23 protein-coding genes are annotated in these 26,722 nt (G+C 64.7%); 6 read left to right on the top strand and 17 right to left on the bottom strand.

Features of this window, described 5'->3' with window-relative positions; translation table 11 throughout:
- The first annotated feature begins 53 nt into the window (after positions 1-53).
- Positions 54-449 (top strand): DUF4280 domain-containing protein, encoded by a 396-nt coding sequence (locus E8E75_RS20975; RefSeq protein ID WP_120651435.1) that lies wholly within the window; start codon positions 54-56, stop codon positions 447-449.
- A 278-nt stretch (positions 450-727) separates the two neighbouring features.
- On the opposite strand, the gene E8E75_RS20980 is transcribed toward E8E75_RS20975, so the two are convergent.
- The 12 genes from E8E75_RS20980 to tssB form a co-directional block, all read right to left on the bottom strand.
- Positions 728-1,273, bottom strand: a complete 546-nt coding sequence (locus tag E8E75_RS20980) for a toxin-antitoxin system YwqK family antitoxin (RefSeq protein WP_120651434.1) — start codon at positions 1,271-1,273, stop codon at positions 728-730.
- A 2-nt stretch (positions 1,274-1,275) separates the two neighbouring features.
- On the bottom strand, positions 1,276-3,258 hold the full coding sequence (gene tssI, locus E8E75_RS20985; RefSeq protein WP_153920306.1) for a type VI secretion system tip protein VgrG: 1,983 nt from the start codon (positions 3,256-3,258) through the stop codon (positions 1,276-1,278).
- 18 nt (positions 3,259-3,276) lie between these two features.
- Positions 3,277-4,107 carry an endonuclease/exonuclease/phosphatase family protein gene (locus E8E75_RS20990; RefSeq protein WP_120651432.1) on the bottom strand — a complete coding sequence of 277 codons (831 nt, stop codon included), beginning with the start codon at positions 4,105-4,107 and terminating at the stop codon, positions 3,277-3,279.
- A gap of 35 nt (positions 4,108-4,142) precedes the next feature.
- Positions 4,143-4,604 (bottom strand): hypothetical protein, encoded by a 462-nt coding sequence (locus E8E75_RS20995; RefSeq protein ID WP_120651431.1) that lies wholly within the window; start codon positions 4,602-4,604, stop codon positions 4,143-4,145.
- Between the two features lie 69 nt (positions 4,605-4,673).
- The gene (locus E8E75_RS21000) at positions 4,674-4,856 is read right to left on the bottom strand and encodes a hypothetical protein (RefSeq protein ID WP_153920308.1); all 183 of its coding nucleotides are present in this window, start codon (positions 4,854-4,856) and stop codon (positions 4,674-4,676) included.
- 329 nt (positions 4,857-5,185) lie between these two features.
- Positions 5,186-7,732: a type VI secretion system ATPase TssH gene (tssH, locus tag E8E75_RS21005; protein ID WP_153920310.1), complete on the bottom strand. Its 2,547-nt coding sequence runs from the start codon at positions 7,730-7,732 to the stop codon at positions 5,186-5,188.
- Positions 7,733-7,734: 2 nt separating this feature from the next.
- Complete coding sequence (gene tssG / locus E8E75_RS21010) at positions 7,735-8,751, bottom strand: type VI secretion system baseplate subunit TssG (protein WP_120651428.1); 1,017 nt, start codon at positions 8,749-8,751, stop codon at positions 7,735-7,737.
- Positions 8,715-10,514, bottom strand: a complete 1,800-nt coding sequence (tssF, locus tag E8E75_RS21015; protein WP_120651427.1) for a type VI secretion system baseplate subunit TssF — start codon at positions 10,512-10,514, stop codon at positions 8,715-8,717. Before tssF ends, tssG begins: the two co-directional genes overlap by 37 nt.
- Positions 10,498-10,938, bottom strand: coding sequence for a type VI secretion system baseplate subunit TssE (gene tssE / locus E8E75_RS21020; protein ID WP_120651426.1), 441 nt, complete (start codon positions 10,936-10,938; stop codon positions 10,498-10,500). The genes tssF and tssE overlap by 17 nt, the downstream gene beginning before the upstream one ends.
- Positions 10,939-10,950: 12 nt before the next feature.
- Complete coding sequence (locus E8E75_RS21025; protein WP_120651425.1) at positions 10,951-11,448, bottom strand: Hcp family type VI secretion system effector; 498 nt, start codon at positions 11,446-11,448, stop codon at positions 10,951-10,953.
- A 79-nt stretch (positions 11,449-11,527) separates the two neighbouring features.
- Complete coding sequence (tssC, locus tag E8E75_RS21030) at positions 11,528-13,006, bottom strand: type VI secretion system contractile sheath large subunit (RefSeq protein WP_120651424.1); 1,479 nt, start codon at positions 13,004-13,006, stop codon at positions 11,528-11,530.
- Positions 13,007-13,037: 31 nt separating this feature from the next.
- On the bottom strand, positions 13,038-13,586 hold the full coding sequence (gene tssB / locus E8E75_RS21035; RefSeq protein WP_153920313.1) for a type VI secretion system contractile sheath small subunit: 549 nt from the start codon (positions 13,584-13,586) through the stop codon (positions 13,038-13,040).
- 206 nt (positions 13,587-13,792) lie between these two features.
- Between tssB and E8E75_RS21040 the strand changes: the two genes are divergently transcribed.
- From E8E75_RS21040 to tssA, 5 genes are all read left to right on the top strand, one after another.
- Positions 13,793-14,266, top strand: coding sequence for a type VI secretion protein (locus E8E75_RS21040; RefSeq protein ID WP_120651423.1), 474 nt, complete (start codon positions 13,793-13,795; stop codon positions 14,264-14,266).
- 65 nt (positions 14,267-14,331) lie between these two features.
- The gene (gene tssK / locus E8E75_RS21045) at positions 14,332-15,666 is read left to right on the top strand and encodes a type VI secretion system baseplate subunit TssK (RefSeq protein WP_153920315.1); all 1,335 of its coding nucleotides are present in this window, start codon (positions 14,332-14,334) and stop codon (positions 15,664-15,666) included.
- Between the two features lie 18 nt (positions 15,667-15,684).
- Positions 15,685-16,455, top strand: coding sequence for a DotU/TssL family secretion system protein (locus E8E75_RS21050; RefSeq protein WP_120651421.1), 771 nt, complete (start codon positions 15,685-15,687; stop codon positions 16,453-16,455).
- Entirely contained in the window at positions 16,452-20,273 is a 3,822-nt protein-coding gene (locus E8E75_RS21055) for a type VI secretion protein IcmF/TssM N-terminal domain-containing protein (RefSeq protein ID WP_153920317.1), read from the top strand. The genes E8E75_RS21050 and E8E75_RS21055 overlap by 4 nt, the downstream gene beginning before the upstream one ends.
- The gene (tssA, locus tag E8E75_RS21060; RefSeq protein ID WP_120651419.1) at positions 20,270-21,346 is read left to right on the top strand and encodes a type VI secretion system protein TssA; all 1,077 of its coding nucleotides are present in this window, start codon (positions 20,270-20,272) and stop codon (positions 21,344-21,346) included. The genes E8E75_RS21055 and tssA overlap by 4 nt, the downstream gene beginning before the upstream one ends.
- Positions 21,347-21,540: 194 nt before the next feature.
- Here tssA and E8E75_RS21065 read toward each other — a convergent pair whose 3' ends face one another.
- The 5 genes from E8E75_RS21065 to paaH form a co-directional block, all read right to left on the bottom strand.
- Complete coding sequence (locus tag E8E75_RS21065; protein WP_280359744.1) at positions 21,541-21,894, bottom strand: DUF1428 domain-containing protein; 354 nt, start codon at positions 21,892-21,894, stop codon at positions 21,541-21,543.
- Positions 21,895-22,153: 259 nt separating this feature from the next.
- A complete protein-coding gene (gene paaK, locus E8E75_RS21070; RefSeq protein ID WP_153920321.1) occupies positions 22,154-23,464 on the bottom strand; it encodes a phenylacetate--CoA ligase PaaK in 1,311 nt (436 codons plus the stop codon).
- A 98-nt stretch (positions 23,465-23,562) separates the two neighbouring features.
- Positions 23,563-24,768: a 3-oxoadipyl-CoA thiolase gene (gene pcaF, locus E8E75_RS21075; RefSeq protein ID WP_153920323.1), complete on the bottom strand. Its 1,206-nt coding sequence runs from the start codon at positions 24,766-24,768 to the stop codon at positions 23,563-23,565.
- The gene (gene paaI / locus E8E75_RS21080; RefSeq protein ID WP_120651415.1) at positions 24,761-25,210 is read right to left on the bottom strand and encodes a hydroxyphenylacetyl-CoA thioesterase PaaI; all 450 of its coding nucleotides are present in this window, start codon (positions 25,208-25,210) and stop codon (positions 24,761-24,763) included. Before paaI ends, pcaF begins: the two co-directional genes overlap by 8 nt.
- On the bottom strand, positions 25,203-26,720 hold the full coding sequence (gene paaH / locus E8E75_RS21085) for a 3-hydroxyacyl-CoA dehydrogenase PaaH (RefSeq protein WP_153920325.1): 1,518 nt from the start codon (positions 26,718-26,720) through the stop codon (positions 25,203-25,205). The genes paaI and paaH overlap by 8 nt, the downstream gene beginning before the upstream one ends.
- Positions 26,721-26,722: the final 2 nt, after the last annotated feature.

Below are 26,722 nucleotides of genomic sequence, written 5' to 3' on the forward strand. Positions count from 1 at the left end.
ACAATCGAGAGGGTCGTCTAGAGTTTCAGGCGACGAACGGAGGAGGGTGGAACATGGGATGTCCGCAGGTGTGCAGCGGTGCGACGCTGCAATGCAGTTTTGGCGTGGCGCCGACGGTGCTGAATGTTCTGCCGGTGAACCGGACGATGACGGGCGGAATGCCGGCGGCGAACATCATGGATCACATCCCGCTGGTGAACATCCCTACCTTCGGTATGTGTCAGAGCCTGGCCAATCCCACCGTGGCCGCCGCCACCGCCGCCGCTCTTGGCGTATTGACCCCGATGCCCTGCATACCGGCCACGGCGGCGCCCTGGATTCCGGGCGGCGCACCGACCGTGCTGCTGGGCAACATGCCGGCGCTGGATGCCAACAGCACGCTGATGTGTAGCTGGGCGGGGGTGATCAAGATCCAGATGCCTGGCCAGGTGCAGATGCTGATTCCCTAAGCCGGCGCGAGCCCGGTTCGCGAGCAAGCTCGCTCCTACAGGCTGTGGCAGGTGCATGTAGGAGCCGGCTTGCCGGCGAATGGTCGGCCCGGTTCGCGAGCAAGCTCGCTCCTACAGGCTGTGGCAGGTGCATGTAGGAGCCGGCTGGCCGGCGAATGGCTGGACCGGTTCGCGAGCAAGCTCGCTCCTACAGGCTGTGGCAGGTGCATGTAGGAGCCGGCTTGCCGGCGAATGGTCGGCCTGGTTCGCGAGCAAGCTCGCTCCTACAGGGATGGGCGTCAGGCTTCGGCGGGTTCGGTCCAGCGCTTCCACCACCAGAGCAGCCGCGATATGGGCTTGCCATCGGCGTCCAGCGGCCGGCCGTCTTCGGCGAAGGATTGACCCGGTTCCAGCATCTGGCCTTTCAGGTAGCGACTACGCAGGGCCACTTGGCCATTACCGTGGAAGCGCTGGTAAGGACCGTCGCGTACGCCATCGCGATACTGTTCGATCTCCGCAACGCTGCCATCCGGGTAATAGCTAGTGGCTTCGCCATGCATCAGCCCGTGGCGATAGCTCACCTTGCGTTGCAGCCAGCCTTCTGGCGCATGGAAGGTCGCCACGCCATGCAGCTTGCCGCGCAGGTAGGGCATCTGCGCCGAAACCCTGCCGTTGGGGTGGAAGAGGGTGCTCGGGCCGTTCAGCTCGCCCTGGCTGTAGCCGAGCTGCGCCTGGGGGCGACCGGCCTCCTCGATACGCACTGGCCCTTCCAGGCCACCGTCCTGCAGATTGCCCTGCATACGGCTGTCGCCACGGATGAGGTCGAGCTTGCCGGATTGCGCCATGCTCAGTTCACCTTCACCAGACCGCCTTTGATGGTCAGCATGCCGCCGCCGTCCACCGTCTGCTCGGCGCTGGCCTTGTTGGTCAGGCTGATGCCGGCGTCGTTGGTCAAGGTCGTGCCGGCCTTGTTGTCCAACGACGTGCCCGCCTGGTTGGTCAGGGACGTGCCGGCCTTCTGGGTGATGGAGGTCCCGGCCTGTGCGGCGAGGTCGGCATCGCTCTTGATTGTCAGGCTGCCGCCGCTCTGCAAGGTGAGCGTGCCGCTGACCTTGATGGTCAGGTTGCCGTCTACCGTAAGTTCGTAGTTGCCAGTCACCTTGTGGCTGTAATTGCCGCCTGTGCTGTGGGTCTGGTCGGCACCAACCTTCACAGTGCGACTGTCCTTCACATCCAGGGTGTCGCTACCGGTCTGGATGGTGACGCTGCGCTTGCCCTTCTCCAGGGTGATGGTCTCGTCGCCTTCCTTCACCGTCCGGGTGCGGGCGTTCTGCACCGTGAGGGTTTCGTCATGGCCGATGGTGGCGGTGCTGTCGTTGAGCACGTTGACCTTCATGTCCTTCTGCGCCTGGAGGAACACCTCCTCGGCATCCTTCTTGTCTTCGAAGCGCAATTCGTTGAAACCGCCGCCGCCCTTGGAGGAGTTGGTCTTGATGCCGGACTGGGTCTGGTTGTCCGGCAGGGCATAGGGAAGGGTGTTGTCGCCGTTGTAGACGCAGCCGGTCACCAGTGGGCGGTCCGGGTCGCCATCGATGAAAGTGACGATCACTTCCTGCCCGATACGCGGGATGAACTGCATGCCGAAGCCCTTGCCACTCCAGGGCAGCACCACCCGCACCCAGCAGGAAGAGGTTTCATCATTCTTGCCATCGCGGTCCCAGGGGAACTGGATCTTGATGCGGCCATACTGGTCGGTCCAGATTTCCTCGCCGCTCTTGCCCACCACCACCGCCGTCTGCGTATGCATCCGCGGCTTGGGCGTGGCACGCGGGGGGCGGTAGTGGTTGGCCTTGGGAATGGCTTCGAAGCGATTGCGGTAATGCTCGTGGCTGGCCTCGTGGGTCACCGAAGTCACCACCCAGTCGATGTTGAGCGACGTATCGTCGTGCCCGCTCAAGGTGAACCAGTGTCCCGGCACCAGCCAGCGGCAGTCGCTCTCGCCGATGAAGCGCTTCTCCTGGCTACGCAGCTCATCCACCCGCTGCTTGGACAGCGCGTCGCCTCGGGCCTTGGCGGTATAGCCGCCCGGATGTTCGTAAATCGATCGCGGTCCTGCCACCGCTTCGGCCTGGCTATAGAGCGAAGTCGTGGGGGTGGTGAACTCGTAGTCGGTGGCGCTGTAGATCCCGGCCACCGCTTGCAGGCATAGCTGCCCGGAGCGCACTCCATGCAGTTCGCGCACGCCGATCCCCTGGCCCAGATAGGGCACGGTCGGCCCGTTGGGTATCTGCGCAAAGGCGTCGTTGCTGTCACCGAGCACCAGGGTGTGTTTGCCGTCCTCGTGGGTGAAGAACCAGAAGATGCCTTCCTCCTCCAGTAGCCGCGAGACGAAGGCGAAATCGGTTTCGCCGTACTGCACGCAATACTCGCGCGGGCTGTAACTGCCGCTGAGGGACAGCTTGAAATCGGTGAAACCGTGGGCCGTGAAGATGCCGGTGACGATGTCGCTGGTGGTCTTGTTCTGGAACACACGATTATTGCTGGCCAGGGTCAACCACCAGAGCCAGGGGCGCAGCACCAGTTGGTATCGCTCGGCGGTGGCGTCGGCGGGGAGCTGGTGGATTTCAGCCACCAGGGCGTCGAGGGGGCGTTGCTTGGCGTCGATGTGGAGGGTGGTGGTGAGGTGGGTGGCGATGGTGCTGGAAAGGGTTACAGGGGTGGCGCTGTGACCGAACAGTGTCAGACCGAAAAAGTCCTGCAGATTCTCTGAGCCTGAACAGAGATCAGCCGTGAAATTGTCGATCCCTCCGACCGTAAGTGTGAAATCCATTTAGTGGCCGTGTTCTCGTCAGGTGAGGGAAAACTGCGCCCATACCGGCGCGTGGTCCGATGTGTAGTGCTTGATGGACTTTATCTCCTGGGTCGTACTGATTGTCATGTCCAGAGCGTTCTGTACCGTCGTCAGCAGGTTATCCCCACCAGCGGACTGCAGTGTCAGGCCGTGATAGAAAATGGCGTCATAGGGATTGTCAGTGCCGGTAGGCTTGACCCTCAGGCTGGTTTCATTGGTGACCGCCAGATTGAATTCCGGCTGCAAGATGGTGAATACATCGTGGGTGTTCATGTTGAAGTCGCCGCAGAGTACCGTCGGAAACTCTTGAACATGGGCAAGTTGCTTTATGTAGCCAATTTCCTTGTCGCTCATTTCGCTCGGGTTGGGTGCGTGGTAGACCATCACGGCGACGATGTTCTCTGTGCCGTTCTCCCCGAACAGCATCATGGCCGGCACACGGTTCTTGAACGGCAGGATCTTCTGCTGTGCATTGGTGTTGGTAAGTGATGGCTCACTCAAGGGCACTGCCCGGTCGGAACGCCATAGAAACGCATACAGTTCACCCTTGTTGCTTTCCTTGTATGCATTCCCGCCAGACAAGCTGTACTGCCACTGCTCTCCCAGGATTTCCTTCAACTGAGCAATCGCAAGCGCTCCCTGACTATCGTCATAGGACTCGCCGAATATCGGGCTCTTTACGGACGGACGTACTTCAAGGACGGTCAGGATGTCGATGTTCCGGCTCGAAACGATTTCCGCTATCTGAACCATGCGAGCCAGTTGCTCGGACTTGTCCTTTTGGGGGTTGTAGTTAAATTGCTTGATGTTCCAACTCATGATGTTCATGTAGGTCAGCCCCGGCGGATCATCGGCTTTTTCTGTCAGTTATAAATAACGGGCAGGTTCTGGTAGGTGCTCTGATTGCCGATTTCGATTGGCCAGACCGTTGTTCGTTGTACGCGTACTTTTCTCGTGACGCCTGCGAAAAGCACCTCGGCATACAGCTCGACTTTCAGGGTGGGATATGACTGCTGGAGAAGCTTCAGATGGCCGATGACGTCGATGACCATCCACTTCTGGCAGGTTGGGCAAACCTGTTGATCAACCCAGATCTTTATCTGATATGTCTGGTTCGGAAAATTTCCGATGGTTTGTTGGATATGCGCACGGATTCGTGAGGGCCATGCGGCTTTCCATGCCAGGCGCTCAGCATGTTGGTTCAGTGCAACTATTCCACCTGCGCCTGAAGCACTGGCACTGCCGTGCGGCCCGCTCCAGCCTCCGGAGCGCCGATTGCCATCGGCCTGGCCACTCCATTTTGCATAGACTTCTGCGTTCGCCATCTGAATGTTCCTTCTTTGTAGTCGTGCGCAGGCACTTGCTTGGCTTCGGGGCGTTCCGGCCGCAGCTTCTTATGGCAGGGCCTGGTTCAGGGCCGTGAACTGCGCGAAGTTGCCAGCGCTATGGGCAGCGACCATGGCCTGCGTATTGGCGTACAGGTACCAGACGTTCACATTGGTGATGTTGGCCGCGCACCAGTTGGCACAGCCGTTGTGGCCACCACAAGGAGGGAGTTCGACGAACAGATGCGGCACGTATCCACCAGCAAGATTCCCGGCGGCATGCGCCTGTCTTTCTGCATGGTGTTGGGGATTGAACAGACCGCCGACATTGATTGCGTCCGCGTCCAGGAGATGTGCCTGACTTTGCCCGAATCGGTAATCGGGAGCGCCCCACGGCCCCGGGGCGGTCAATCTGACGCTTGCGCAGCAGGACCCGTTTCCGACGCCGTTTCCCGGTCCCCTGATGCTCTGGAACTGCAGAATGCAGGCCGTTGCAAGTTCCCGGACGATATCTCGATGGGCTGTCCCCACGGCGGCACTTACATGTGCGACTGGCATATATCACCTCCTGATTCAGACCGTCATTCCAACACCCACTCCGCCAATTTCCCCGTCACCTGCGCCATCAGTACGTTCTCGATATCCCGCGCTCCCGCCGAGCTGCACTTGGCGAGTACCGCCTTGACGATGGCCGGGTCGAAGTCGAACTGCTTGCCGGTGGCGGCCTTGTAGCGACCCTGGAGCTTCTCCAGCTTGGCGATGACGATGCCTTCCAGGGTCGCTTCGTCCAGCGGGCGGTAGGGCACCACAGTCATGCGGGCGAGGAAGGCGGGGCGGAAGGCTTGCAGCAGGACCTTGCGCAGGCGTTCGTTGAAAGCGTCGCCCGCGAGCTGGTCGAGCGGGGTGTCGAGGACCAGTTCGGCACCGACGTTGCTGGTGGCGAGCATCACGGTGTTCTTGAAGTCCACCACCAGGCCGGTTCCGTCTTCCATCACGCCCTTGTCGAAGACGTTGTAGAAGGCTTCCAGCACATCCGGGTGAGCCTTTTCGATCTCGTCCAACAACACCACCGAGTAAGGTCGGCGGCGCACGGCTTCGGTCAGTACGCCGCCGGAGCCGTAGCCGACGTAGCCGGGCGGGGCGCCCTTGAGCTGGCTGACGGTGTGGGCTTCCTGATACTCGGAGAGGTTGATGCTGATGAGGTTGCGCTCACCGCCGTAGAGGGCATCGGCCAGGGCGTAGGCGGTCTCGGTCTTGCCGACGCCGGTGGGGCCCACCAGCAGGAACACGCCCACCGGTTTGGCCGGGTCGGTAAGGCCGGCTCGGTAGGCCTGGATGCGTTGGGCAATGGTGGCGAGGGCAGCTTCCTGGCCCATGACCCGTTGCGCCATGCGCTGGCCCAAGGTACGCACGGCGTGGGCTTCGTCGGCGAGCATCTTGCCGATAGGGATGCCGGTCCAGCCGGCGATGACCGAAGCCACGGTCTTGGAATCGACTTGCTCCGGCACCAGTGGGTCGTCCTGGCGAATGGCATCGAGGCCAGCTTCCAGGCGCGCCAGTTCGGCGGCCAGGTGGTCGATACGGTCATCCAATTCTTCGTTGGGCTTGCTGGTGTCGACGCTGTCGCTGAGGGCGAGCAGTTCCCGGCGGGCCTCCAGCAATTCGCGCACGGCTTCACGTTCCTCGCCCCAGCGGGTTTCCAGCTCGCGGATGGCGACGAGGTTGCCGCGCGATTCAGTTTCCAGTGCGGTAATGCGCTCGCGGTGGTCGAGGCCGGTGGCCTGTTCGCGACGCAGGCGTTGCAGCTCTTCTTCCAGGGATTGCTCACGGTGGCGCAGGCTTTCCAGCGGCGGAGGCACATCGTGCTGGCCGAGGGCGACGCGGGCGCAGGCGGTGTCGAGCACGCTGATGGCCTTGTCCGGCAGCTGTCGACCCGAGATGTAGCGATGGGAAAGCTTCACTGCGTCGTGAATGGCGGCATCCAGTACCTGCACGCCGTGGTGCTGTTCCAGCTTGGCGGCGACTCCCCGGAGCATTTCCACGGCCGTGGTCTCGTCCGGCTCTTCCACTTGCACCAATTGGAAGCGTCGGGCCAGGGCCGGGTCCTTCTCGAAGTACTTCTTGTACTCCAGCCAGGTGGTGGCGGCCAGGGTGCGCAGTTCCCCACGGGCCAGGGCCGGCTTGAGCAGGTTGGCGGCGTCGCTCTGGCCTTCGGCGGCGCCGGCGCCAATCAGGGTATGGGCCTCGTCGATGAACAGGATGACTGGCTTGTCAGCATTGCGTACCCCGTCGATCACGCCTTTCAGGCGCTGTTCGAACTCGCCTTTGACGCCAGCGCCAGCTTGCAGCAGGCCGAGGTCGAGCACCCGCAGGCTGACGTCCTGCAAGGGTGGCGGCACGTCGCCGGCGGCAATGCGCAGGGCCAGCCCTTCGACGACAGCCGTTTTGCCCACGCCGGGGGCGCCCACGAGGATCGGGTTGTTCTGCCGGCGGCGCAGGAGAATGTCGATGCTCTGGCGGATCTCGCTGTCGCGTCCGACGATGGGATCGATGCGCCCGGCATGGGCATCGGCGGTGAGGTCCTGGGTGTACTGGTCGAGGATGGAGTCCTGGGCGCCTGGCTGGGCGGGCTTTCCCTTGGCGGCCTGGGCGGCGGCGGGTTGCTCGCGGGAGGGCTGGGTCCATTCCAGCAGGTTGCTGCGCAAGGCTTCGCGCGGAATGCGCAGCAGTGACGAGGCACTGTTGAGCAGCAGGGTGCGGCGTTCGTCGCGGTCGAGCAGGGCGAGCAGGAGCAGGCCGGAGCGGATGCTCTGTTGGCCCAGCACGCTGGCATGCACCACGGCATCCTCGAGCACGCCGATGGTCTGCGCGGAGAGCGCCGGGGTGCGGGTATTGCCGGCCTTGAACAGTTCCAGCGCCTGGTTGATCTCCGAGGCGAGCGTGTCGCGCTCCAGGCCGAAACGCGGCAGCAGGCAGGCCAGGTCGCCACCTTCGATATCCAGCAGCTCCAGCAGCAGGTGCTCGATTTCCACGTAGTGGTGGGTACGTTGCAGGCAGCGCTGTGCAGCCCGTTCCAGGGCCCGGCGACTTTCCGCGTTGAGGCGTCCGATCAGGCTGCCGAGTTCCATGGTCAGGTCACCTCCGAGTGGCGCAATCGAGTGTCGATCCGTTGCAGCGTTTCGCCGTGCAACTGCAGGCCTCCACTCCAGCGCAGGCGGGGCGATTGGGTGCGGTCCAGGCACAGCGGCGCACCGGGACGGACCAGCAGGCGCAGGCTGCAATCCAGGTCTGGGCCGAAGTAGAGCGCGGCCAGGCTTGCAAGCTGTACGTGGTCGGCGCCGGCGGGAAGAAAGTCGCGTGCACGGTCGCTGGACAGCGGGCCGAGGATCAGGCGGATACCGGCGTGTTCATCCCATACACGGGTGCCAGCGATGGCATCGCGGCCCAGGCGGAGGTTGCGGGCGCCGCGTTGCAAGCGGCTGCAGCTGGCCGGTGGGATTTCGCGCCAGCCCCCTTGGTAGGCCTCGTAGCGCACCGCGACGTTGAACTGGTGACGCACCAGTGCGGCAAAACCGGCCAGAGAGCGACGGCCGCCAGCGAACAACGCGGTGCGTGCGGTCACGGCCGCGTCCGGCAGGGTCAGGCGATTCTGCAGGGCACCGGGTAGCAGGCCGCAGAGGGCCAGCAACTGGTCCTGTGCTGGCGAGTCTTCGGGCGCGCGAAAGCCCAGCGCCAGGCGATGTTTGCCGAGCGCGCGGTACAACAGGCTGAGCAGGCGATGCTGGAACAGGTCGAGGAATTCCGCCGGGGCGTGATCCTTCTCTTTGGCGCGCTGTTGCAACCACTCCTGGTAGGCGTAGGGCAGGGGGCCGTCGGGGCCTCCGAGGCCGAACACGGGAGTGGTAAGGGTCGGTGGCTGGCCGGGCTGTTCTTCCAGCTTCTCGACCTGGCTGGCCGCGAAGGTCGGGGTCAGCGGGCCGCGCAGGCGCAAGGCTTCACCCTGGGGGGCGCTGCCCTGGCCAAGGGGGTCTGCACCAGGCCGTTCGCGCTCCAGCAGCAGGAGTGCCTGCAGGAGCTCGAACGCCTGCGGCGCTTCGCGCAGGCGCCGGCTCAGAGGGAGAGGGGCATGCCGGCCTGGGGTTGCCACGTCCTGACCTCCTTGTCGCCATCGACCAGCACGGTTCGCACGAAGCGGTTCGCGGTCGCGTAAAGGGAAAAGAATTGCGCGAGTACGGCGGAGAAGAGCACGGCGCTGGCGCCGGCGAAGTGTTGGGGATCGAGGCTGAGGCGCACTTCCAGCCCATTGCGCCACCCGCGCCAGGCATCGTCGCCGATCCTGGCGACTACCCGCTCGCACGTCAGTCGGGTGATGCCTTCGATCTGCCGGCGGACGCCACTTTCGTCGCGCAGGTTGTGCAGGTCGAGCAACTCCTGCAGGGCTTCCAGGGCCTGCGGGCCTTCCACCAGGGACAGGTGGTTGAGCGTGAGCTGCGAGACCATTCGCCAGCGCGATTCGCCGGACAGGCGCGGCAGGCTCTGCGGGGTGGGCGGGTTGCGCAGGCTGGCGCGGGCGACCGGGCCGGGGCGCTCGAAGCCCAGGCGCGTGCCAGCCGGCAGATTCTCCGCCAGGTGCCGATTGGTGCAGAGCAGCTCGGCGGTCAGGCTGTACTCGGGGGCGTCCTGTAATGGATCGAAACGGGTGTCCACCAGGCTCAGCAAAAGGTCGGTGCCCAGGCGATTGGGGGTCATGCCTTGTACCCGGCGGGCATGCCAATAGAGGCGGGCACCGGGAACGCTCGCACCATGGGCATGGCCATAGTAGGCCGGTACTGGAATCACGCCGCGCGGCGATGCAGCCCGCATGGCGCGGACGCTGTGGATCTCCACGCTGCTTTCGCGGTGGGCATCGGCGATCAGGCGATACTCGCTGCGGGTGCCGTCCGGTCGGAGCGGCTCGGAGGTGCGCGGGAACAGGTTGATGACGGGCGCACAACCCAGGCGCAAGTCGTCCTGCTGCAGGTGCAGGCGGCCCGCCGGAGCGCGGTCGAAGGCGATCACCAGCACGCAATCGCGCCCGCCCGTGCTGGGCGGCTGGATCGGGATATCGAAGAACGCGAACTTGTCCGGGAAGGTGAAGTACTCGGCCAGGAGGCGCAGGGCAGGATGCTGGCCATCTTCCTCGGGCAGTAACGCCTGGTCGTCGGCAAAGCCCACCAGCTGAGGCTCGCCGGGGCAGGGCAGCAATGGCACGCCCGGTACGCCGCAATGGATGCCGAGGGTGTGGGCGCCGAGCAGGTCGTAGAGCGCGGCGTTGGTCACCGGCGAGGCGGCGAGATGCAGGCGCAATTGGCGGATGGGCAGTTGCGCCCAATCGAACTCGCCCAGGCAGTGCAGTTCCAGGCGCAGTGCCGCGCGTGCCTCGGGGCGTCCGGTCAGGGCAACTGCCTCGTCGCCATCCAGCAGCGTCGCACCGCCGATGCGCACGGGCCAGAGCATCGCCTCTGCCGTGGTGCGCAGGTGCACGCTGGCGCCCTGGCTGGTGGTGACGAACAGCGGCGTGTCGCGTGGCATCCGGAAGCCTTCGGCCAGGCTACCCTGGGTCGGGTCCGGCTCGAACTGGACGATGGAGCAGGAGGGCAAGGGGCGCAGGGCCAACGGGTAGAGCTGTTCCAGCAGGGCATCGCTGAACTCTGCGTAGTCGTCGTCGAGGCGCCGTTGCAGGCGCGCGGTCAGTAGCGAGAAGCCTTCCAGCAACCGTTCCACATGTGGGTCCGGGCATTCGCCGGGAGACAATTCGAGGCGGCGGGCAACCTTGGGATAGCGTGCGGCGAAACTGGCGCCGGCGTGGCGCAGCCAGGTGAGTTCGCGCTGGTAGTAGTCCAGCAGCTCCGGGTCAATCGAGTCGCTCATGGCTTACCTCGAGGCCCTCGTCGTTGTTGTCGATGACAAACACCGCCGGCCAGCTGCGCTGACCACTGCGCAGACTGCCACCCAGGCGAAGACGCAGGCGCTGGGGTTGGCCGGGGACCGGTTCGGCTTCCACTTCGGTCAGTTGCAGGCGCGGTTCGAAGTGCTGAACGGCGGCACGGATTTCCCGTACCAGTTGCCGCCGGTCATCGCTGCGGCGTGCCTGGAGTGCACTCCAGTCGCCGATGCCATAGTCGAGGATGGTCAGTGGTTGCGCGCTCCTGGCGCTGGCGCGGCGGGTGTTGAGCAGCCGCGCCAGTTCCTGGCGGACGGATTCCGCCATGGCCTCGCGGTCGAAGGCCTGCGCCTCGTCCGCCTGGGCGGCAAGACGCTCGAACAGTGGCGGCAGCAGGCCGGCTTCCGACATGGCCGAGCGTCGTTACTTGACCACCTTGTTGGCCGCCAGGTCCCAGGTGGAAGCGGCGGTGCCTTCCTTGGTGCCGTCGTCCTTCTGCGCAGTGAGCTCCCATTTGATCTTGGTGAAGTTCAGCGACAGGGTTTCCACCGGCTTGCCACCGGCACCACCGCTCACGCTGACGTTGGACAGCACCACGTTATCCAGGGTGTAGACGATGAAGGGGAGGACCTTGCCATCACCTTCGGCGGCGTTGCGGCCGATGGTGATCTTCGCCGTGGTGATGGGTTTTCCGGCGCAGCAGTATTCGTTCAGCGACGGGGTGGAGGTGTCGATGAACTTGGTGACGGTGAACTCACCAATGTGCGGGCGGCCGGAAGTGCGTTCTGAGTTGCTGACGTCGTTGGTGACCTGCATGGCCACGTTGTGGCTGTAGGACATCAGTTCGATCTTGTCGGAATAGCCCTCGAGCAGACTGTCGCCTTTGATGTCGTCGCCGAGGTCGAGAATGATCGCATCCATCGATTGGAACTCCTGAATCTGGAAAATCCGAAAGAAAGGGTGGTGCCCGCCCGCCGGACTGGCCGACGGGCGGCACGGGTCAGGCGGCTACCGGCGGCGGCAGGCTGGCCACAAGACGGATCGAGGCGGTCAGTTCCTCCAGCTGGAAGTGCGGGCGAAGGAATACGGTCGCCCGGTACGCGCCCGGCTTGCCGGCCACTTCCGAAACGTCCACCCGTGCTTCGCGCAGCGGGTACTGGGCCTTGATCTCCTGGGGGGCGTTGTCGTTGATCAGTACGTAGTCGGCGATCCAGTTGTTCAGGTAGGTCTGAACGTTGTCGCGGGTCATGAAGCTGCCCACTTTGTCGCGCATGATCACCTTCAGGTAATGGGCGAAACGCGAGGCCGCGAGCACGTACGGCAGCATCGCCGAGATGCGCGCGTTGGCGTTGGCTTCGTTGGTGTTGTACGCCTTGGCCTTGTTGGTGGTCTGGCCACCGAAGAACACCGCGAGATCGCTGTTCTTCTTGTGGCAGAGGGCAATGAAGCCGAGGTCGTTGAGTTCCTTCTCGCGGCGGTCGGTGATCGCCACCTCGGTCGGGCACTTCAGCGACAGATCGCCGGAGCTGGTGCGGAAGGTATGGGCCGGTAGACCTTCCACCGCACCGCCGCCTTCGGCGCCACGGATCGCTGCGCACCAGCCGTACTTGGCAAACGCCTCGGTGATGCGCTGGGCCAGGGCCCAGGCAGCGTTGCCCCACAGGTACCTGGAATGGTCGGTGCCGTTGACGTCTTCGACGTAGTTCATGCCTTCCACCGGCAGGGTGTCCGGGCCATAGGGCAGGCGCAGGAGGAAGTGCGGCAGCACCAGGGAAACGTAGCGCGAGTCCTCGCTCTCGCGGAAGCTGCGCCACTTGATCAGCTCCTGGCTCTCGAAGATTTTCGCCAGATCACGGGGTACGGCCAGTTCGGTGAAGCTGTTCATGTCGAACAGTTTCGGGTTGGCAGCCGCGATGAAGGGCGCGTGAGCGGCGGCGGCGACATTGGAAAGCTTCTCCAGCAGGGCCACGTCCTGGGGATGCCGACCGAAGCTGTAATCGCCCACCAGCAGGCTGAAGGGATGGCCGCCGAAGGTGCCGTATTCCTCTTCGTAGATCTTCTTGAACAGCGCGCTCTGGTCGAACTCGACGGCCTTTTCCAGGTCGGTCTGCAGGTCTTTCTGGCTGACGTTGAGCAGGCGCAGTTTCAGGCGGGAGCTGGTTTCGGTGTTCTGCACCAGCAGGTGCAGGCCACGCCAGGACGCTTCCAGTTTCTGCAGCTCGGGGTGGTGCAGGACTTCGTTGAGCTGGGCGCTGATCAGTTCGTCGATCTGACTGATGCGATCGTTGATCATGGCCACGGTGTCCTTGTCGATGGCCATGCCTTCGTCGAGAACCTGGGTGGCGAATTCCGCGAGCATGTCGCGGGCGTAATCCTGCTGGCTGTCATCGTGGGCCATGCGGCCCTCGGCGACGATTCGGTCGAGCAGAGTCAGGGTCTGCGTGGTGCTCTCGCTGTTCGCACCGGCTTCTGTTGCCATGAGCGATTCCTCCTGGAAGTCGGGCTATGGATCAGGCCTGGGGTTCGGCCGGTGCTTCGCCTTCGCCCTCGGGCGCGGCGATTTCGGCTTCGGGACGCGCCGACTTGATCTCTTGCAGGCCTTCGGTGTTGCTCACCACTTCCTGCAGGAGCTTGTCGAGATCGTCATTGCCGTCGAGCTTGGTGAGCAGGTCGCGCAGGCGTTGGCGAGCCTCGAACAGACGGCGCAGCGGGGTGATCTGCTTGACGATGTTGACCGGATCGAAGTCGTCCATGTCCTTGAAGCGCAGCTCGACATTGAGCTTGCTGCCGTCACCGGTGATGGTGTTGTCCACCTGCAGGGTGGCGCGCGGTGCGATGGAGGAGAGGACCTGGTTGAAGTTGTCGCGGTCGATCTCGGTGAAGCGGCGCTCGATGAGTTTCGGCAGGGGCTGCTCGGGCTTGCCCGAGAGGTCGGCGAGGATGCCCACGACCAGCGGCAGTTCTTTCTTCTCGATGGCGTCGCCGATTTCGACGTCGTAGGTGATCTGAACCCGGGGCGGGCGTACCCGATCCAGTTTGTGCTGCGTGCTTTCGGCCATTTTGGTGGGCTCCGGTGCATTGCCACGAGCGCAATGCATCGGACTGGTCCTGTCATCGCACTCCCTTGCTGGATCACGACGCGACAGGGGGAAACTACACGCAAGCCTGTCCTTGGCGATCCCTCTAGTTCATCGGTCCGATGAACTACTCACACACGCTAGAACAGGTCTATAAATTTGCAAATGCAAACCAGAGTCTGACCTTCATGAAGCAAGGACGTTTCATTTCCAGTTCAAAATTGTTGTTCCTGGCCGCTGCGATCTTGCTGGGAGGATGCTCCGATCTACTCGGTCCGAAGGTCCAACTCGACGCACTGACCCTGGATGTCGCCGAGCGCGCCAACGACGACACACCCATCGCCGTCGACTTCATCGCGGTGCGCGATCCCGAGTTGCTCAAGGTGCTTTCCGGCATCACCGCACGGCAGTGGTTCGCCGATCGCGAGCAGTTTCGCCGCGACTACCGTCAGCAGTTTTCCGTCTGGAGCCTGGAGCTGGTTCCCGGGCAATTCATGGAGGCTCGCGAGTTTCCTCTGGCGGGTGATAGCGCGGCTGGACTTTTGGTCTTTGCCGGCTATAACACACCCGGTGCTCACCGCCTGAGACTGGATGAGCAGAGCCGTGCCTGGCTCCGGTTCGATAGCAGGGAAATGCGCTTGCTGAGCGAGAACGAGCAGTGACGAAAGGCCCCTGAAGCAGCAGGGCGTCGAGCTCGCGACAACGTTGGACGTCGAAGGGGAGTGGTATGAAAGTTCTGCCTGACGCGGTGTGCTGGCACGAGGGCATGCAGTTGCTGCCCCAGCATTTCCAGCTGCAAGGGTTGCGCGCGGAAGTCCTTGCCGCCCATTTCGCCCAAGCCGGCAATCCCTGGTTCTGGGGCATCTCCCAACTCGAACTCGACCCCGCTGCATTGAGCGCAGGCCTGGTGCGCGTGCTCACCCTCGAAGCCATCCTGCCCGACGGTTTGCCGGTCAGCATCAAGCCCGGCGAGGGCGTAGTGCTGGAGCTGGACCTCAGCACCGCCATCGCCCAGTCCGCGACTTCAACCGTCACCGTGTTCCTGGCCGTCAACCCGCTCGGGCGAGGCGGCCAGGTGCTGCCGCTGCGTGGGCGCCTGCAATCGGCGGTGGGCGAGGCCGTGCCTGACCTGGCCAGCGGCGAACACCCCGAACCCATCCTGGTCTGGCGTCCGGCTGCGCGACTGGTGACTGAGATCGGTCGTGCCGATTCGGTCTGCCTGCCGCTCCTGCGGATCGCCAAGGAGGGTGGTGGTTTCGTTCGCCAGTCCTATGTGGCGCCAACCCCGCGAGTCCTTCCCGAATCCGTGCTCGGTCGTGCGGTTGCCGCCCTCTGTGCCCGCACGCGGGAGAAGTGTCTGTTCCTCGGCGGACGCCTGCGTCAGGCGGAGCAGGCGGGCAACCATGGCGACATGGTGGAGATTCGCCGGCAGCTCGCCGCACTCTGGGCGCGGTTGCCGGAAGTGGAGGCGGCGCTGAACAGCCGGATCGCCGCCCCTGACCGCTTGCATGGCCTGCTCGTGGGCATGGCTGGCGCCTGGTGCGCGCTGGACCCGGTGGCCGGCGTTCCGGCCTTCGCGCCGCTGGATTACCTCGACCTAAAGCGCGGCTACGACGAAGTACTCGACTGGCTGGAGAGCGCCCTGACCCGTGTGCGGGTCGGTTATCGCTGCCTGGTCTTCGAACAGGTGGAGCAGGGCTTCGCCATTCAACTGCCGGACCTCCAGTCCCGTCGTCAGCGCCTGGTAATCGGCCTGCGCATGCCGGCTGGCGCTGGGGAGCAGGCTGCTTCCTACTGGCTGGGACAGGCCATCATCGCCGCCCAGGGTCAGGTGCCGACTCTTGCTCGCCAGCGCATGAGTGGGCTGGCGCACCAATCCATGAGCCGAGGCGAGCAGGTTGCCTACAGTGTGGGTGAGGACACCCGTCTGTTCGTGGTCCAGGCTGCCGGAGAGTGGTTCGATCCCGAGCAGAAACTCTGCATCGTGGTGCCCGGCCAGGCTGCGCTGGTAGGGCCCTGGCAAGTGGTGCTGTTCGTCGCCAACGCACACGAATTCGCCTGACCAGCCAAGGACGCGCAAATGCCGGAAAGGAGTGTGGCCCTGTATCCGCCGGAGTTCGGCGAGGCACCCCTGAGCCTCGCTTTTCGCCAGGCCTGGTTGGAATGGCGTGATGCCTGGGACGAGCTGGAAGATGCCGACGACAGCGACGGCCAACTGGTGGAGCGCACGGCCGAGACTGCCACGCGCATCGTTCGCCGCCTCTGGCGCAGCGCGTTTGCCAGTGTCGGCGAGCCGGCGGCGGCCCAGGTCAAGGCGATGGTCTACGCCTTCGTGGCGCTGCTGGATGAAACCCTGTTGTTCGGCAGTTGGGCTGGCCAGATCGCCTGGCAGGAACGCCCGCTGGAGGCGCGGCTCTATGGGTCGCGCAATGCCGGCGAGCGCGTGCCCACGGCCATTCGCAACCTGCTCAAGGAGCGTATTCCGGCCACCCGCGACCTGGCCAATGTCTACCTGCAATGCCTGGTGCTGGGCTTCCACGGCCAGCTGCGCGGTGAGCGTGGTCAGGCCATGCACGAACGCTGGCGGCAGGCGTTGTTCACCTTCGCCTGGCAGCGCGAGCCCGTCGCTCAAGGCGCACTGCAGAGCCTCGAGCGCCCACTGCGCGCCGAGCCGCTGAGCCGGCCCCTGCGTCGGGCTTTGCCGGATGGCCTGCGCCTGGGATTGGCGATTGCAGGTTTTGCGCTGCTGCTGACAGCCCTTGGGCAGTGGCTGTGGAGCGACATCCAGTCCGAACTGGAACCCGTCCTGCACCTGGCCGCCACGCTGGATGACGGGGAGCAGTCGGAATGAGCGGCTTCGCCATTGCCCTGATAGTCCTGGCGCTGCTCCTGCTGCTGGCCGCCCTCGCGGCGCTTTGGTGGTGGTTGCGCACCCAGTCCGGCGCGGCCATCCGCAGCTTCTATGCCGCCGTGCGCAAGATGGAACACGACCAGGGCAGCCAGGATCGTTATCAGACTCCCTGGCTATTGCTGGTGGGCGACCCGCGTGAAGGCGGCCAGTTGTGCCTGGACTGGCAATTGGCGCCGGCTGGGCGGGCTGCCTGGTTTGGTCGCTGGTGGCTCGACCCCGACGGCTGTCTGCTGGTAGTGCCCCAAGGCCTGTTTCTGCCGGAGGAGGGTGGAACCGTTCCGGCCTTCGCATGGCGTCGACTGCTCGGCATGTTGCTGCGCTTGCGTGGCCAGCGGCCCCTGGATGGTGTGATCTGGACCATCCCGCTGGCGCGCCTGCTGGACGATGCGCAGTTGGCAGCCGATGCCATCGCCGCGCGTCGCCGCTTCGGCGAAATGCTGCAGCGTCTGGGCCTGAGCCTACCGGTACATGTGCTGGTCACTGGCCTCGAGGAAATGCCGGGGTTTCAGGAATTGGTAGCCGCATTGCCGGAAGAAGGCCGTGAGCGCGCCCTGGGTTGGGCATCACCCTATGCCCTGGAGGCGGGCTGGCAGGGCTACTGGCTGGATGACGCCATCGACCTGGTGATCCAGGGCGTGCAAGCGGCGATCCTCGAAGTAGCGGCTATCAAGGGTGAGCTGGGAGAAGACCTCTACCGTCTGCCGGGTCAGCTGGATGGCTTGCGGGGCAACCTGCGCGCGCTGCTCGAGCCGGTATTCCAGGGTAATGCCCAGGGCGAGGCACCGCGGCTGCGGGGGCTCTATCTCAGCTCGGCTCAAGCGTTCGCCAGCGATCCCGAATCGTGGGAGCTGACCGCCCGCGAACTGGCTCCGGCGCGCGGCGTGTTCACGCGCTCGCTCTGGCGCCAACGATTCCTCGCTGAACAGGGCCTGGCCCAGGCGGTGCCGCGCATCTTGCGCCTGCGTCAGCGCTGGCAGCAGGTAGTTGCCGGTACGGCGGCGGTCATCGGCGCCTTCTGGCTCCTCGGGATGCTCTGGGTGTGGCATGACGGCCAGCGTGACGCCCGCGAGCTGACGCGTGTGCTGCAGGTTGCGCAGAACAATCATGTGACGCTGAAGGACCCGGCGCGCAGCGCGGAGCAGGCGCGGCGTAACCTGCTGGGCTTCTGGCGCCTGCTGCAGGATGCTCCGCGCTGGCATTTCGCCTCGCTGGTCTATCCCACCTCCTGGTTTTCCTCCCTCGATGGACGCATGGACAACGTCCTCCGGTCCATGGCGCGCAGCGAGGCGATGCACCCCCTGGGACAGCTGCAGCGAGTGGAGCTGGACAAGCTGTTGGCGATCCGCGTGGGTGATCGACGCACCAGCGTCGAAGGCGAGCAGCCCGAGGATTGGCCGAACTATGTCAAGGCGCGCAAGCTGGCCTACGGCGTGTCCAGCCTGGCGCAACAGAACCGGCTGTTCGCCGACATCCTGTCCGGTGACAAGGGCGTACTGGAACCATTGGCGCAACTGGGCAACACCGCGCTCGGGCTGGACTTGAACACGGCCGACCTGCGCCGCCGCGCCTATTACGAGCGCGTTTTGCGAGGGCTGGGCGGCCCGGGACTGGCGCCGCTCGACCTGCAGCCCCAGCGCCAGGCCCTGAGCCAGCAATATCAGGCGCTGATGAAGCTCTGGCTGACGCAGTACTTCCTGGCCGACAACTTCGTTCGTCCGGCCGGGTACCTCAAGGTGCACCTCGAGAGCCTGCAAGGCGGGCAGGGCAATACACTGCCCGAGCTGGAAGAGATCAACAGCCTGATCGATACCCTCGAAGACCTGATCGCCCTGACCAACTCCGCCTGGAGCCACAGCAATGGCGAGGAGCTGGTTCCGGGTTATCGCAATCACATGGAAACTGTGCGTCAGAACAGTTTGCTGGGCCCCGCGGTGGAGCAAAACCTCGAGGCCGAAGCGGCCCGCCTGCGCAAAGGCTTCCACGGGCAGTGGATCGCCAGCATCGGCACTCGCTCCAACCTGTTGCAGCGTCAGGCGGGCGGCACGCTGACGATGCAAGAGCACATCAGCGCGCTGGCAAAGGCGATCAAAGGGCTGCTCAAGCGCGATTTCGTCGTGGTTGCCCTGCGTCGGGACGCCGCCGAGCCCGATCCGCGGACACTGCGCTACGTCGATTCGCGGGCATTGGCCCAGGCGCAGGGCTTCGTCGACAGCTATCGCGCCTTCGTCGGCCAGGAGCTGGCACTGATTCCGCCGGATTATCGCGAAGGCATGCTCAAGGCGGCTGGTGAAGCGGCGACGCGAGCCATCTGGGCCAGCCTCAGCGCTTCCGATCCGCGCCCGCCAGGCGGGGCCAGCAAGGCCTTCGATGTTCCGGTGGAACAGGCCGGCCAGGTTCTGAACGCACTGGTCGAGCTCGATCGGACCGACCTTGCTGGCGCATTGCGCAGCCAGCTGACCCGCATGGCCATGGCCGATGTCGATTCAGCTTTGGGCAGCATCGATGCCTTACCGGTATTTACCCAGCGCTTCGACATCTACCAATGGGACGGTGGCCGCAATCTCGGTCTGCAACTCTTCCGCTCCAGCGATGTGCAGGACCTGAAGAACAGCCTGGGCCAGCAGTTCGCAGTCATCCTTTCCACCAGTGAGGGCGCGGCGCCAGCGCTGACGTGGCTCCAGGAGCAGGCAGGGTTGTCTTCCTCCGAGCGGGACCGGGTGGCGCGCCTGGCTGCCCTGAGCGAGGAAATGATCAAGTACAAGGCCCAGAACCCTGCCAGCTCACCGGCGCTGTTCGAGCAACTGGTCAGCCGCGACTTCGTCGAAATGGACATGGGTTCCTGCACCCAGGTGCTGGCCACCGCCACCCTTTCCGCCGGTGTCGGCGATCTGTCCCGGCGTACCCATGTCCTGCGCGAACAGGCGTCGCAGCGCTGCAGCCAGTTGCAGCAGCAGCGTGCCGCCCAGGCCTGGAATGACCTGGCGGACTACTTCAACCAGTACCTCGCTGACCGCTTCCCCTTCGCCTACAGCCTTCAGGCCGATGATGCCGACCCGGCACGGGTGCAGCACCTGGTGGAACTGATCGACAGCCGGCTGGCGCAGGCTGAAGAAGGCCTGAAATGGAGCAACGCCAGCGATCGCCCTGCAGCGGAGGACTTCCTCGCCCGTCTGAAACAGGCGCGTAGCTGGCTTGGCCCGCTGTTCCTGCGCGACCCTTCTGGCTCCCTGGGCGTCGAGCTGGACGTGCGCTGGCGCACCGACCGCGATGACGAGCGCGGAGCGGACCAGGTAATCGCCTGGGGTCTGCATGCTGGCGACAAGCAGATCGGCTTCCCCGGCGAAGTGCAGCGTCTGCACTGGAACGTCGGCGATCCCGTGCAGCTGTTGCTGCGCTGGGCCAAGGACGGCAGCCAGAGACCGAGCATCGACCCGTTGCAGCCGAGCATGGCGGTGTCCGATCTGGAGGCCGGGTGGGAGTACCGCGGGCCGTGGGCGTTGTTGCGCCTGATGCGCTCCCATGTGGTGCTGCAACGGCAGCCGAGCATGGATTACACCGACTTTCCGCTGACCCTTCAGGTGCCGGTGCGCGGTACTCCGAGCGGCAACCAGCAGGCGTTGATGTTCATGCGCCTGTCGCTGATGACGCAGGGGGGCAAGCTGCCGCTGTCGATTCAGCCCCTGCCGGTGAAGGCTCCGCGCTCGCCCTTCATCAATAGCCACAGCGCTTCCCTGGTCAGCACCGAGGCGACGCCATGAACCTGCCGATGACCGATAGCCCGGCCAGCGAGCTGCTGGACCCCATTTCCGATACCGAACCCTGCGGTCCCAGCCTGCGCTACGACCCCGCCTGGGACCGTCTGCGAGAGCTGCGCCGGGAGGACGACGCCAGCCTGCCCGCGGGAGTCTGGCAAGCGGACCTCAAGCGAGGTGACTGGGCTGCTGTGGAGCACCTGGCCAGCGAGCTGCTCCGTGAACGCAGCAAGGACCTGATGCTGGCTGCCTGGTTGGGCGAGGCCTGGCTCCTGCGCAGCGGACTCGACGGCCTGGCGCCGGCGCTGGGGTTGCTCGCCGGACTCTGTGAGCGCTACCCCGACGATCTGCACCCGCAACCGGAGGACGGCGACCGTTCCTGGCGCGTGGCGCCGCTGGAGTGGATGGTGCGTCGCTACAGCGAAATCGTACTGACCCGATGCGCGCTGTTCGGTGCCGAGCATTCCGATCTCGCCCACCTGACTCTGCACGGCTGGCAGCAACTCCAGCAACGGCAGGTGCAGGCCAGCGACAGCAAGGCGGATAAGGTCGCCGCCGAGGCGGCACGGCTGGAGCAGCGCAAGCTCGATGAAACGCTCAGGCAGATGTCACCGGCGAGTTTCCTGCGCGTGCGTCAGGGCGCGGAGGCGAGCCTGGCGGAACTCGGTCGCCTGGATGCCTGGAGCGACGGCTGGCTGGGTGACCTGGCTCCCAGCTTCGCTCCTTTGCACCAGACCCTGAACGCCATCCGCTCGCTCATGCAGGAGTTCGCCCCCATGCAATCCCAGACGCCGCCTGCCATGGAGCCAGCCTCCGAATCCTCGGCAGCTCCGATTGCCGCCGCCGCGGAGGTCGCGCCCAGCTTCAGCGGCACACCGGGTAGCCGCGAAGAGGCCTACCGCCAATTGGCTCTGATCGCCGACTACCTCGCCCGCACAGAGCCACACAGCCCGGTGCCCTATGTGATCCGCCGCGCGGTGGAATGGGGCAACCAGCCGCTGAGCACTCTGCTGGATGAGTTGATCACGGCCGATGCCGAATCCCGCCGCCTGTGGAAGCTCCTGGGTGTACTCAAGTAGGGGCAAGTGGCGCCTGGCGATTGAAATAGCCCCTACAAGGTTCGTGCACGGGGTTTGGCCTGAGCTATCAGGCAGGTCTTCGACCTGCATCGCGATTGAAATCGCTCCCACAGTTCAAGCACGTCGCCGCTGTTTTTTGTGGGAGCGAATTCATTCGCGAAAGGGCAGCACAGCTGCCCCCGTCCAACAGCTCATCACGCGCTTACCAACACCTCGAAACCGCCAAAGATCATCCGCTGCCCATCGAAAGGCATGGTGCTCGGGTCGGGTTTCATGCGCGGGTCTTCCATCGCTTTCTTCATGCCTTCGTCCCTGACCTGCTTGGACGGCCAGTTGATCCAGGAGAAGACCACGGTTTCACCTTCCTTCAATTTCACTGCCATGGGGAAGGAGGTCACCTTGCCCTCGGGTACGTCGTTACCCCAGCACTCGACGACGCTGAGGGCGCCGCATTCCTTGAAGACGCCAGCAGCCATCTCGGCCACCTTGCGGTAGGCCTCACGGCTGGCGGTGGGAACGCGTACCAGGAACCCATCTACGTAGCTCATATCCATTCTCCTTTCTGGATGGTGTGAAAAAAAGTTGTCTGTCGCATCCGGTACACGCAGGGATCACGCGCCCGATTCACTAATGAGTCGATCTAGATAGTGCCGGTTCGACAGACTCGCCAATCGAGTGGTGCTTGCGCCGACCAGCGGTCAATGCGCTGTGATGTCTTTGGGCTGGCGGAAAGAAATGCGTCTTTCGCCGATTGTTCCTGCCCATGAAAAAGCCCCGCCGAAGCGGGGCTTTTTCATTTCGCGAGGGTTACTTGTTGCGATTGTCGTACACGTGGCAGGCCTTGCCTTCGGAGCGTTTCAGTGAATAGCAGGGGCGCAGGACGATGCGCGAGCTGATGCCGATGTAGGTCTTGATGTACTTGGAGAGCTCGTTGCACAGCACCTGCTGTTGCGACTCGCCGAGGTGCTCGTGCTCGTGCTTGAGCTCGACATGCACCTCGATGCTGTCCAGGTTGCCGTTGCGGAACAGGTGGATCTCGTAGTTCTCGGAGAGTTGCTTGACCTTCAGCACCTGTTCTTCGATCTGGGTCGGGAACACGTTCACGCCGCGGATGATCAGCATGTCGTCGCTGCGGCCGGTGATCTTGTCCATGCGCCGCATGGGGCGGGCGGTGCCCGGCAGCAGGCGGGTCAGGTCGCGGGTGCGATAACGGATCATCGGCAGCGCTTCCTTGGACAGCGAGGTGAACACCAGCTCGCCCATCTGGCCGTCCGGCACTACTTCTCCGGTCACCGGGTCGATGATCTCGGGGTAGAAGTGGTCTTCCCAGATGGTCGGGCCGTCTTTGGTTTCCGCGCATTCCATGGCGACCCCGGGGCCCATGATTTCCGACAGGCCGTAGATGTCCAGGGCGGTAATGCCCATGCGTTCTTCGATGGCGCGGCGCAGTTCGGCGGTCCAGGGTTCGGCGCCGAAGATGCCGAGGCGCAGGGCCAGCTTGTGCGGGTCGATGCCCTGGCGCTCGATCTCGTCGGCCAGGTTCAGCATGTACGACGGGGTGACCATGATGATGTCCGGTTGGAAGTCACGGATCAGCTGGACCTGCTTCTCGGTCTGGCCACCGGACATCGGGATCACAGTGCAGCCCAGGCGCTCGGCGCCGTAGTGGGCGCCCAGGCCGCCGGTGAACAGGCCGTAGCCGTAGGAAATATGCACCTTGTCACCCTTGCGACCGCCGGCCGCGCGGATCGAGCGCGCGACCACGTTGGCCCAGGTGTCGATGTCGTTCTGGGTGTAGCCGACCACCGTGGGCTTGCCAGTGGTGCCGCTGGAAGCGTGGATGCGCACGATCTCGCTCTGCGGCACGGCGAACATGCCGTAGGGGTAGTTGTCGCGCAGGTCGTTCTTGCCGGTGAAGGGGAATTTCGCCAGGTCTTCCAGGGATTTCAGGTCGTCCGGGTGTACGCCTTTCTCATCGAAGCGTTGGCGGTACAGCGGAACGTTTTCGTAGGCGTGCTTGAGGCTCCAGCGCAGGCGTTCCAGCTGGTGCTGGCGCAACTGGTCGACGCTGGCGGTTTCCATCGGGTCAAGCAAGGCGGTATTGGCAATCATGTTCATGGTTCACTCGAATTATTTTTGTGCGCGAAGCCGTAGGCTTCTGAGTGCTGAGGAAGAGGATACTCCTCACCCGTTTTTCAGATCTCGGTTCTTGCGTTTCAGAGCCTTTCAATGATCAGGGCGATGCCCTGACCCACGCCGATGCACATGGTGCAGAGGGCGTAGCGGCCCTGGCGTTCTTCCAGTTCGTGCAGGGCGGTGGTGACCAGGCGTGCGCCGCTCATGCCCAGCGGGTGGCCGAGTGCGATGGCGCCGCCGTTGGGGTTCACGCGCGGATCGTTGTCGGCCACGCCCAGCTCACGCAGAACGGCGAGGCCCTGGGCTGCGAAGGCTTCGTTGAGCTCGATCACGTCCATTTCGGCCAGCGACAGGCCAGTCAGTTCCAGCACCTTGCGGGTCGCCGGTACCGGGCCGATGCCCATGATGCGCGGCTCGACGCCGGCGGTCGCCATGCCCACCACGCGGGCGCGGGCCTTGAGGCCGTGGCGTTCGGCCGCGGCACTGCTGGCCAGCAGCAGGGCGCAGGCGCCGTCGTTCACACCCGAGGCATTGCCGGCGGTGATGCTGCCGCCCTGACGGAACGGCGTGCCCAGCTTGGCCAGCTGTTCCAGGGTGGTGTCGCCGCGCGGATGCTCATCCTGCTCGACGATCTTCGGCGGGCCTTTGCGCTGGGGAATTTCCACCGGGACGATTTCTTTCGCCAGTCGACCATTGGCCTGGGCTGCGGCGGCGCGCTGCTGGCTACGCAGGGCGAAAGCGTCCTGGTCCTCGCGGGAAACGTTGAATTGCTCGGCCACGTTCTCGGCGGTCTCCGGCATGGAGTCGATGCCGAACTGGCTCTTCATCAACGGGTTGACGAAGCGCCAGCCGATGGTGGTGTCGAAGATGTCCGCCTGGCGAGAGAAGGCACTTTCCGCCTTGCCCATCACGAAGGGTGCACGCGACATGGATTCCACGCCGCCGGCGATCATCAGGCCGGTTTCACCGCAGCGCAGGGCACGGGCGGCGTTGCCGATGGCGTCCAGGCCGGAGCCGCAGAGGCGGTTCAGGGTGGTGCCGGGTACGGTCACCGGCAGGCCGGCGAGCAGGGCGGACATGCGTGCGACGTTGCGGTTGTCTTCGCCGGCCTGGTTGGCGCAGCCGTAGATCACGTCGTCGATGGCGCTCCAGTCCAGTTCGGGATGGCGCTGCATCAGCGCGCGCATGGGCACGGCGCCGAGGTCATCGGCACGCACCGCGGACAGGGCACCGGCGTAGCGGCCGATAGGCGTACGTACGGCGTCGATAATCAGGGCGTCATTCATCAGGGGTCTCCTGCGCGAGTACCGAGCCGCGCACTTTGTAGGACTTGCCGTGGAAGAGGGCGATCAGTTGTCCGTTCTGGTTTTCGATGCGTACGTCGTAGTTGCCGGTGCGGCCGCTGCGGCTTTGCTCGACGGCCTGGGCGGTGAGGGTGTCGCCGAGGCGCGCCGGGGCTACGTAGTCGATGCTGCAACCGATGGCCACGGTGGCTTCGTTATAGGTGTTGCAGGCGAACGCGAAGGCCGAGTCGGCCAGGGCAAACAGGTAGCCGCCGTGGCAGGTGCCGTGGCCCTGGACCATGTCGTCGCGCACGCTCATGCCGACGCGGGCCTGGCCCGGTGCGACCGAGAGCAGGCGCATGCCCATGGCCTGGCTGGCAGAATCGCGCTCGAACAGTGCGCTGCCGCAGGCTTCGGCAAGGGAAAGGGCTTCGTGGTTAGTCACGGAAGTTCCTCCCTTCGGCAACCTGGCGACGCAGCAGCAGGGAAGGGCGGTAGCGCTCTTCGCCATAGGCGGTCTGGAGGTTTTCCAGGGTGCGCAGGACTTCCGTCAGGCCGATGGCATCGGCCCAGGCCAGCGGCCCTTGCGGATAGTTCACGCCGGCACGCATGGCCAGGTCGATGTCGCCAGCCGAACCCACGCCCTGCAGCACGGCATCGGCACCTTCGTTGGCGAGCATGGCCACGGTGCGCAGCACGGCGAGGCCCGGAATGTCGTTGAGTTGGCTGACCTTCAGGCCGGCGCGCTGCAGCAGCGCGACCGCCTGGTCGCGAGCCTCTCCGGACGTGCTCGTGGCGCAGGCGATGCCAAGGCGGCTGGCCTTGCTGTAATCCAGCGCGAGGTCGATCAGCACCAGGTTGATGAGGCCGTCTTCACGGGAACGCTGGCTGGCGAGACGGCCGTCGGACAGGGCGATTACTGCGTCACCTACCCGCAGCAGGCCCTTGCCGTCGCGGCGGACCACCTTCACGCCGGCGTCCACCAGGCGCTGTACCAGGGGCTCGGCAACCCCCAGGCTGCCTTCCACCACGCAGGACTCCACGCTGGCGTCGCTGGTCAGCTCGGCCGGCTGCGGACGTTCGGCGCCTTCGGCATAGCTGTAGAAACCGTGACCGCTCTTGCGGCCCAGACGGCCGGCGTCCACCAGTTCCTTCTGGATCAGCGAGGGCTGGAAGCGGAAGTCGCCGTAGTAGGCGTCGAACACCGAGCAGGTGACGGCGTAGTTGACGTCATGGCCGATCAGGTCGGTCAGTTCGAAGGCGCCCATGCGGAAGCCGCCCGCGTCACGCATCAATGCGTCGAGTGTGGCGCAGTCGGCGGCGCCTTCCTGCAAAAGGCGCAGGCTTTCGGCATAGAAGGGACGCGCCACGCGGTTGACGATGAACCCGGGGGTGGAGCGGGTATGTACCGGCTGCTTGCCCCAGGCCCTGGCGGTTTCGTACAGGCCTTCGGCGAGGTCGCGGTCGCTGGCCAGGCCAGAGACGATCTCCACCAGCGCCATCAGCGGTGCCGGGTTGAAGAAATGCATGCCGACGACCCGGCCCGGATGCTTGAGGCCGGCGGCCAGGCTGGTGATGGACAGGGAAGAAGTGTTGCTTGCGAGGATGCAGTCGCTGCTGCACAGCGCTTCGAGCTGGCGCAGCAGGCCACGCTTGACCTCCAGGTTCTCTACGATCGCCTCGATCACCAGGCTGGAATCGGCCAGGGCCTCGATGGCTTCCACCGGTTGCAGGCGGGCGACGATAGCGGCGCGATTTTCGGCAGAGAGCTTGTTCTTCTCCACCAGGCGGCCGAGCTGGCGGTCGATGCCGTCGATGGCCTGGGCGGAAGCGCCAGGGCGGTTGTCATAGAGCTTGACCGGATGGCCAGCCTGGGCGGCGACCTGGGCGATACCGGCACCCATGGCGCCGGCGCCGATCACGGCGACGGTGGCGGAAGTATGAAGGGCGGGCATGG

The organism is Pseudomonas sp. BN606 (assembly GCF_029873115.1).
Classification (GTDB): domain Bacteria; phylum Pseudomonadota; class Gammaproteobacteria; order Pseudomonadales; family Pseudomonadaceae; genus Metapseudomonas.

What these genes read in the sequence shown, in the direction of transcription:
- E8E75_RS20975 (WP_120651435.1), top strand. Translation starts at nt 54, where the DNA reads ATGGGATGTCCGCAGGTGTGCAGCGGTGCGACGCTGCAATGCAGTTTT.
- E8E75_RS20980 (WP_120651434.1), bottom strand. Translation starts at nt 1,273, where the DNA reads ATGGCGCAATCCGGCAAGCTCGACCTCATCCGTGGCGACAGCCGTATG.
- tssI (WP_153920306.1), bottom strand. Translation starts at nt 3,258, where the DNA reads ATGGATTTCACACTTACGGTCGGAGGGATCGACAATTTCACGGCTGAT.
- E8E75_RS20990 (WP_120651432.1), bottom strand. Translation starts at nt 4,107, where the DNA reads ATGAACATCATGAGTTGGAACATCAAGCAATTTAACTACAACCCCCAA.
- E8E75_RS20995 (WP_120651431.1), bottom strand. Translation starts at nt 4,604, where the DNA reads ATGGCGAACGCAGAAGTCTATGCAAAATGGAGTGGCCAGGCCGATGGC.
- tssH (WP_153920310.1), bottom strand. Translation starts at nt 7,732, where the DNA reads ATGGAACTCGGCAGCCTGATCGGACGCCTCAACGCGGAAAGTCGCCGG.
- tssF (WP_120651427.1), bottom strand. Translation starts at nt 10,514, where the DNA reads ATGAGCGACTCGATTGACCCGGAGCTGCTGGACTACTACCAGCGCGAA.
- tssE (WP_120651426.1), bottom strand. Translation starts at nt 10,938, where the DNA reads ATGTCGGAAGCCGGCCTGCTGCCGCCACTGTTCGAGCGTCTTGCCGCC.
- E8E75_RS21025 (WP_120651425.1), bottom strand. Translation starts at nt 11,448, where the DNA reads ATGGATGCGATCATTCTCGACCTCGGCGACGACATCAAAGGCGACAGT.
- tssC (WP_120651424.1), bottom strand. Translation starts at nt 13,006, where the DNA reads ATGGCAACAGAAGCCGGTGCGAACAGCGAGAGCACCACGCAGACCCTG.
- tssB (WP_153920313.1), bottom strand. Translation starts at nt 13,586, where the DNA reads ATGGCCGAAAGCACGCAGCACAAACTGGATCGGGTACGCCCGCCCCGG.
- E8E75_RS21040 (WP_120651423.1), top strand. Translation starts at nt 13,793, where the DNA reads ATGAAGCAAGGACGTTTCATTTCCAGTTCAAAATTGTTGTTCCTGGCC.
- tssK (WP_153920315.1), top strand. Translation starts at nt 14,332, where the DNA reads ATGAAAGTTCTGCCTGACGCGGTGTGCTGGCACGAGGGCATGCAGTTG.
- E8E75_RS21050 (WP_120651421.1), top strand. Translation starts at nt 15,685, where the DNA reads ATGCCGGAAAGGAGTGTGGCCCTGTATCCGCCGGAGTTCGGCGAGGCA.
- E8E75_RS21055 (WP_153920317.1), top strand. Translation starts at nt 16,452, where the DNA reads ATGAGCGGCTTCGCCATTGCCCTGATAGTCCTGGCGCTGCTCCTGCTG.
- tssA (WP_120651419.1), top strand. Translation starts at nt 20,270, where the DNA reads ATGAACCTGCCGATGACCGATAGCCCGGCCAGCGAGCTGCTGGACCCC.
- E8E75_RS21065 (WP_280359744.1), bottom strand. Translation starts at nt 21,894, where the DNA reads ATGAGCTACGTAGATGGGTTCCTGGTACGCGTTCCCACCGCCAGCCGT.
- paaK (WP_153920321.1), bottom strand. Translation starts at nt 23,464, where the DNA reads ATGAACATGATTGCCAATACCGCCTTGCTTGACCCGATGGAAACCGCC.
- pcaF (WP_153920323.1), bottom strand. Translation starts at nt 24,768, where the DNA reads ATGAATGACGCCCTGATTATCGACGCCGTACGTACGCCTATCGGCCGC.
- paaH (WP_153920325.1), bottom strand. Translation starts at nt 26,720, where the DNA reads ATGCCCGCCCTTCATACTTCCGCCACCGTCGCCGTGATCGGCGCCGGC.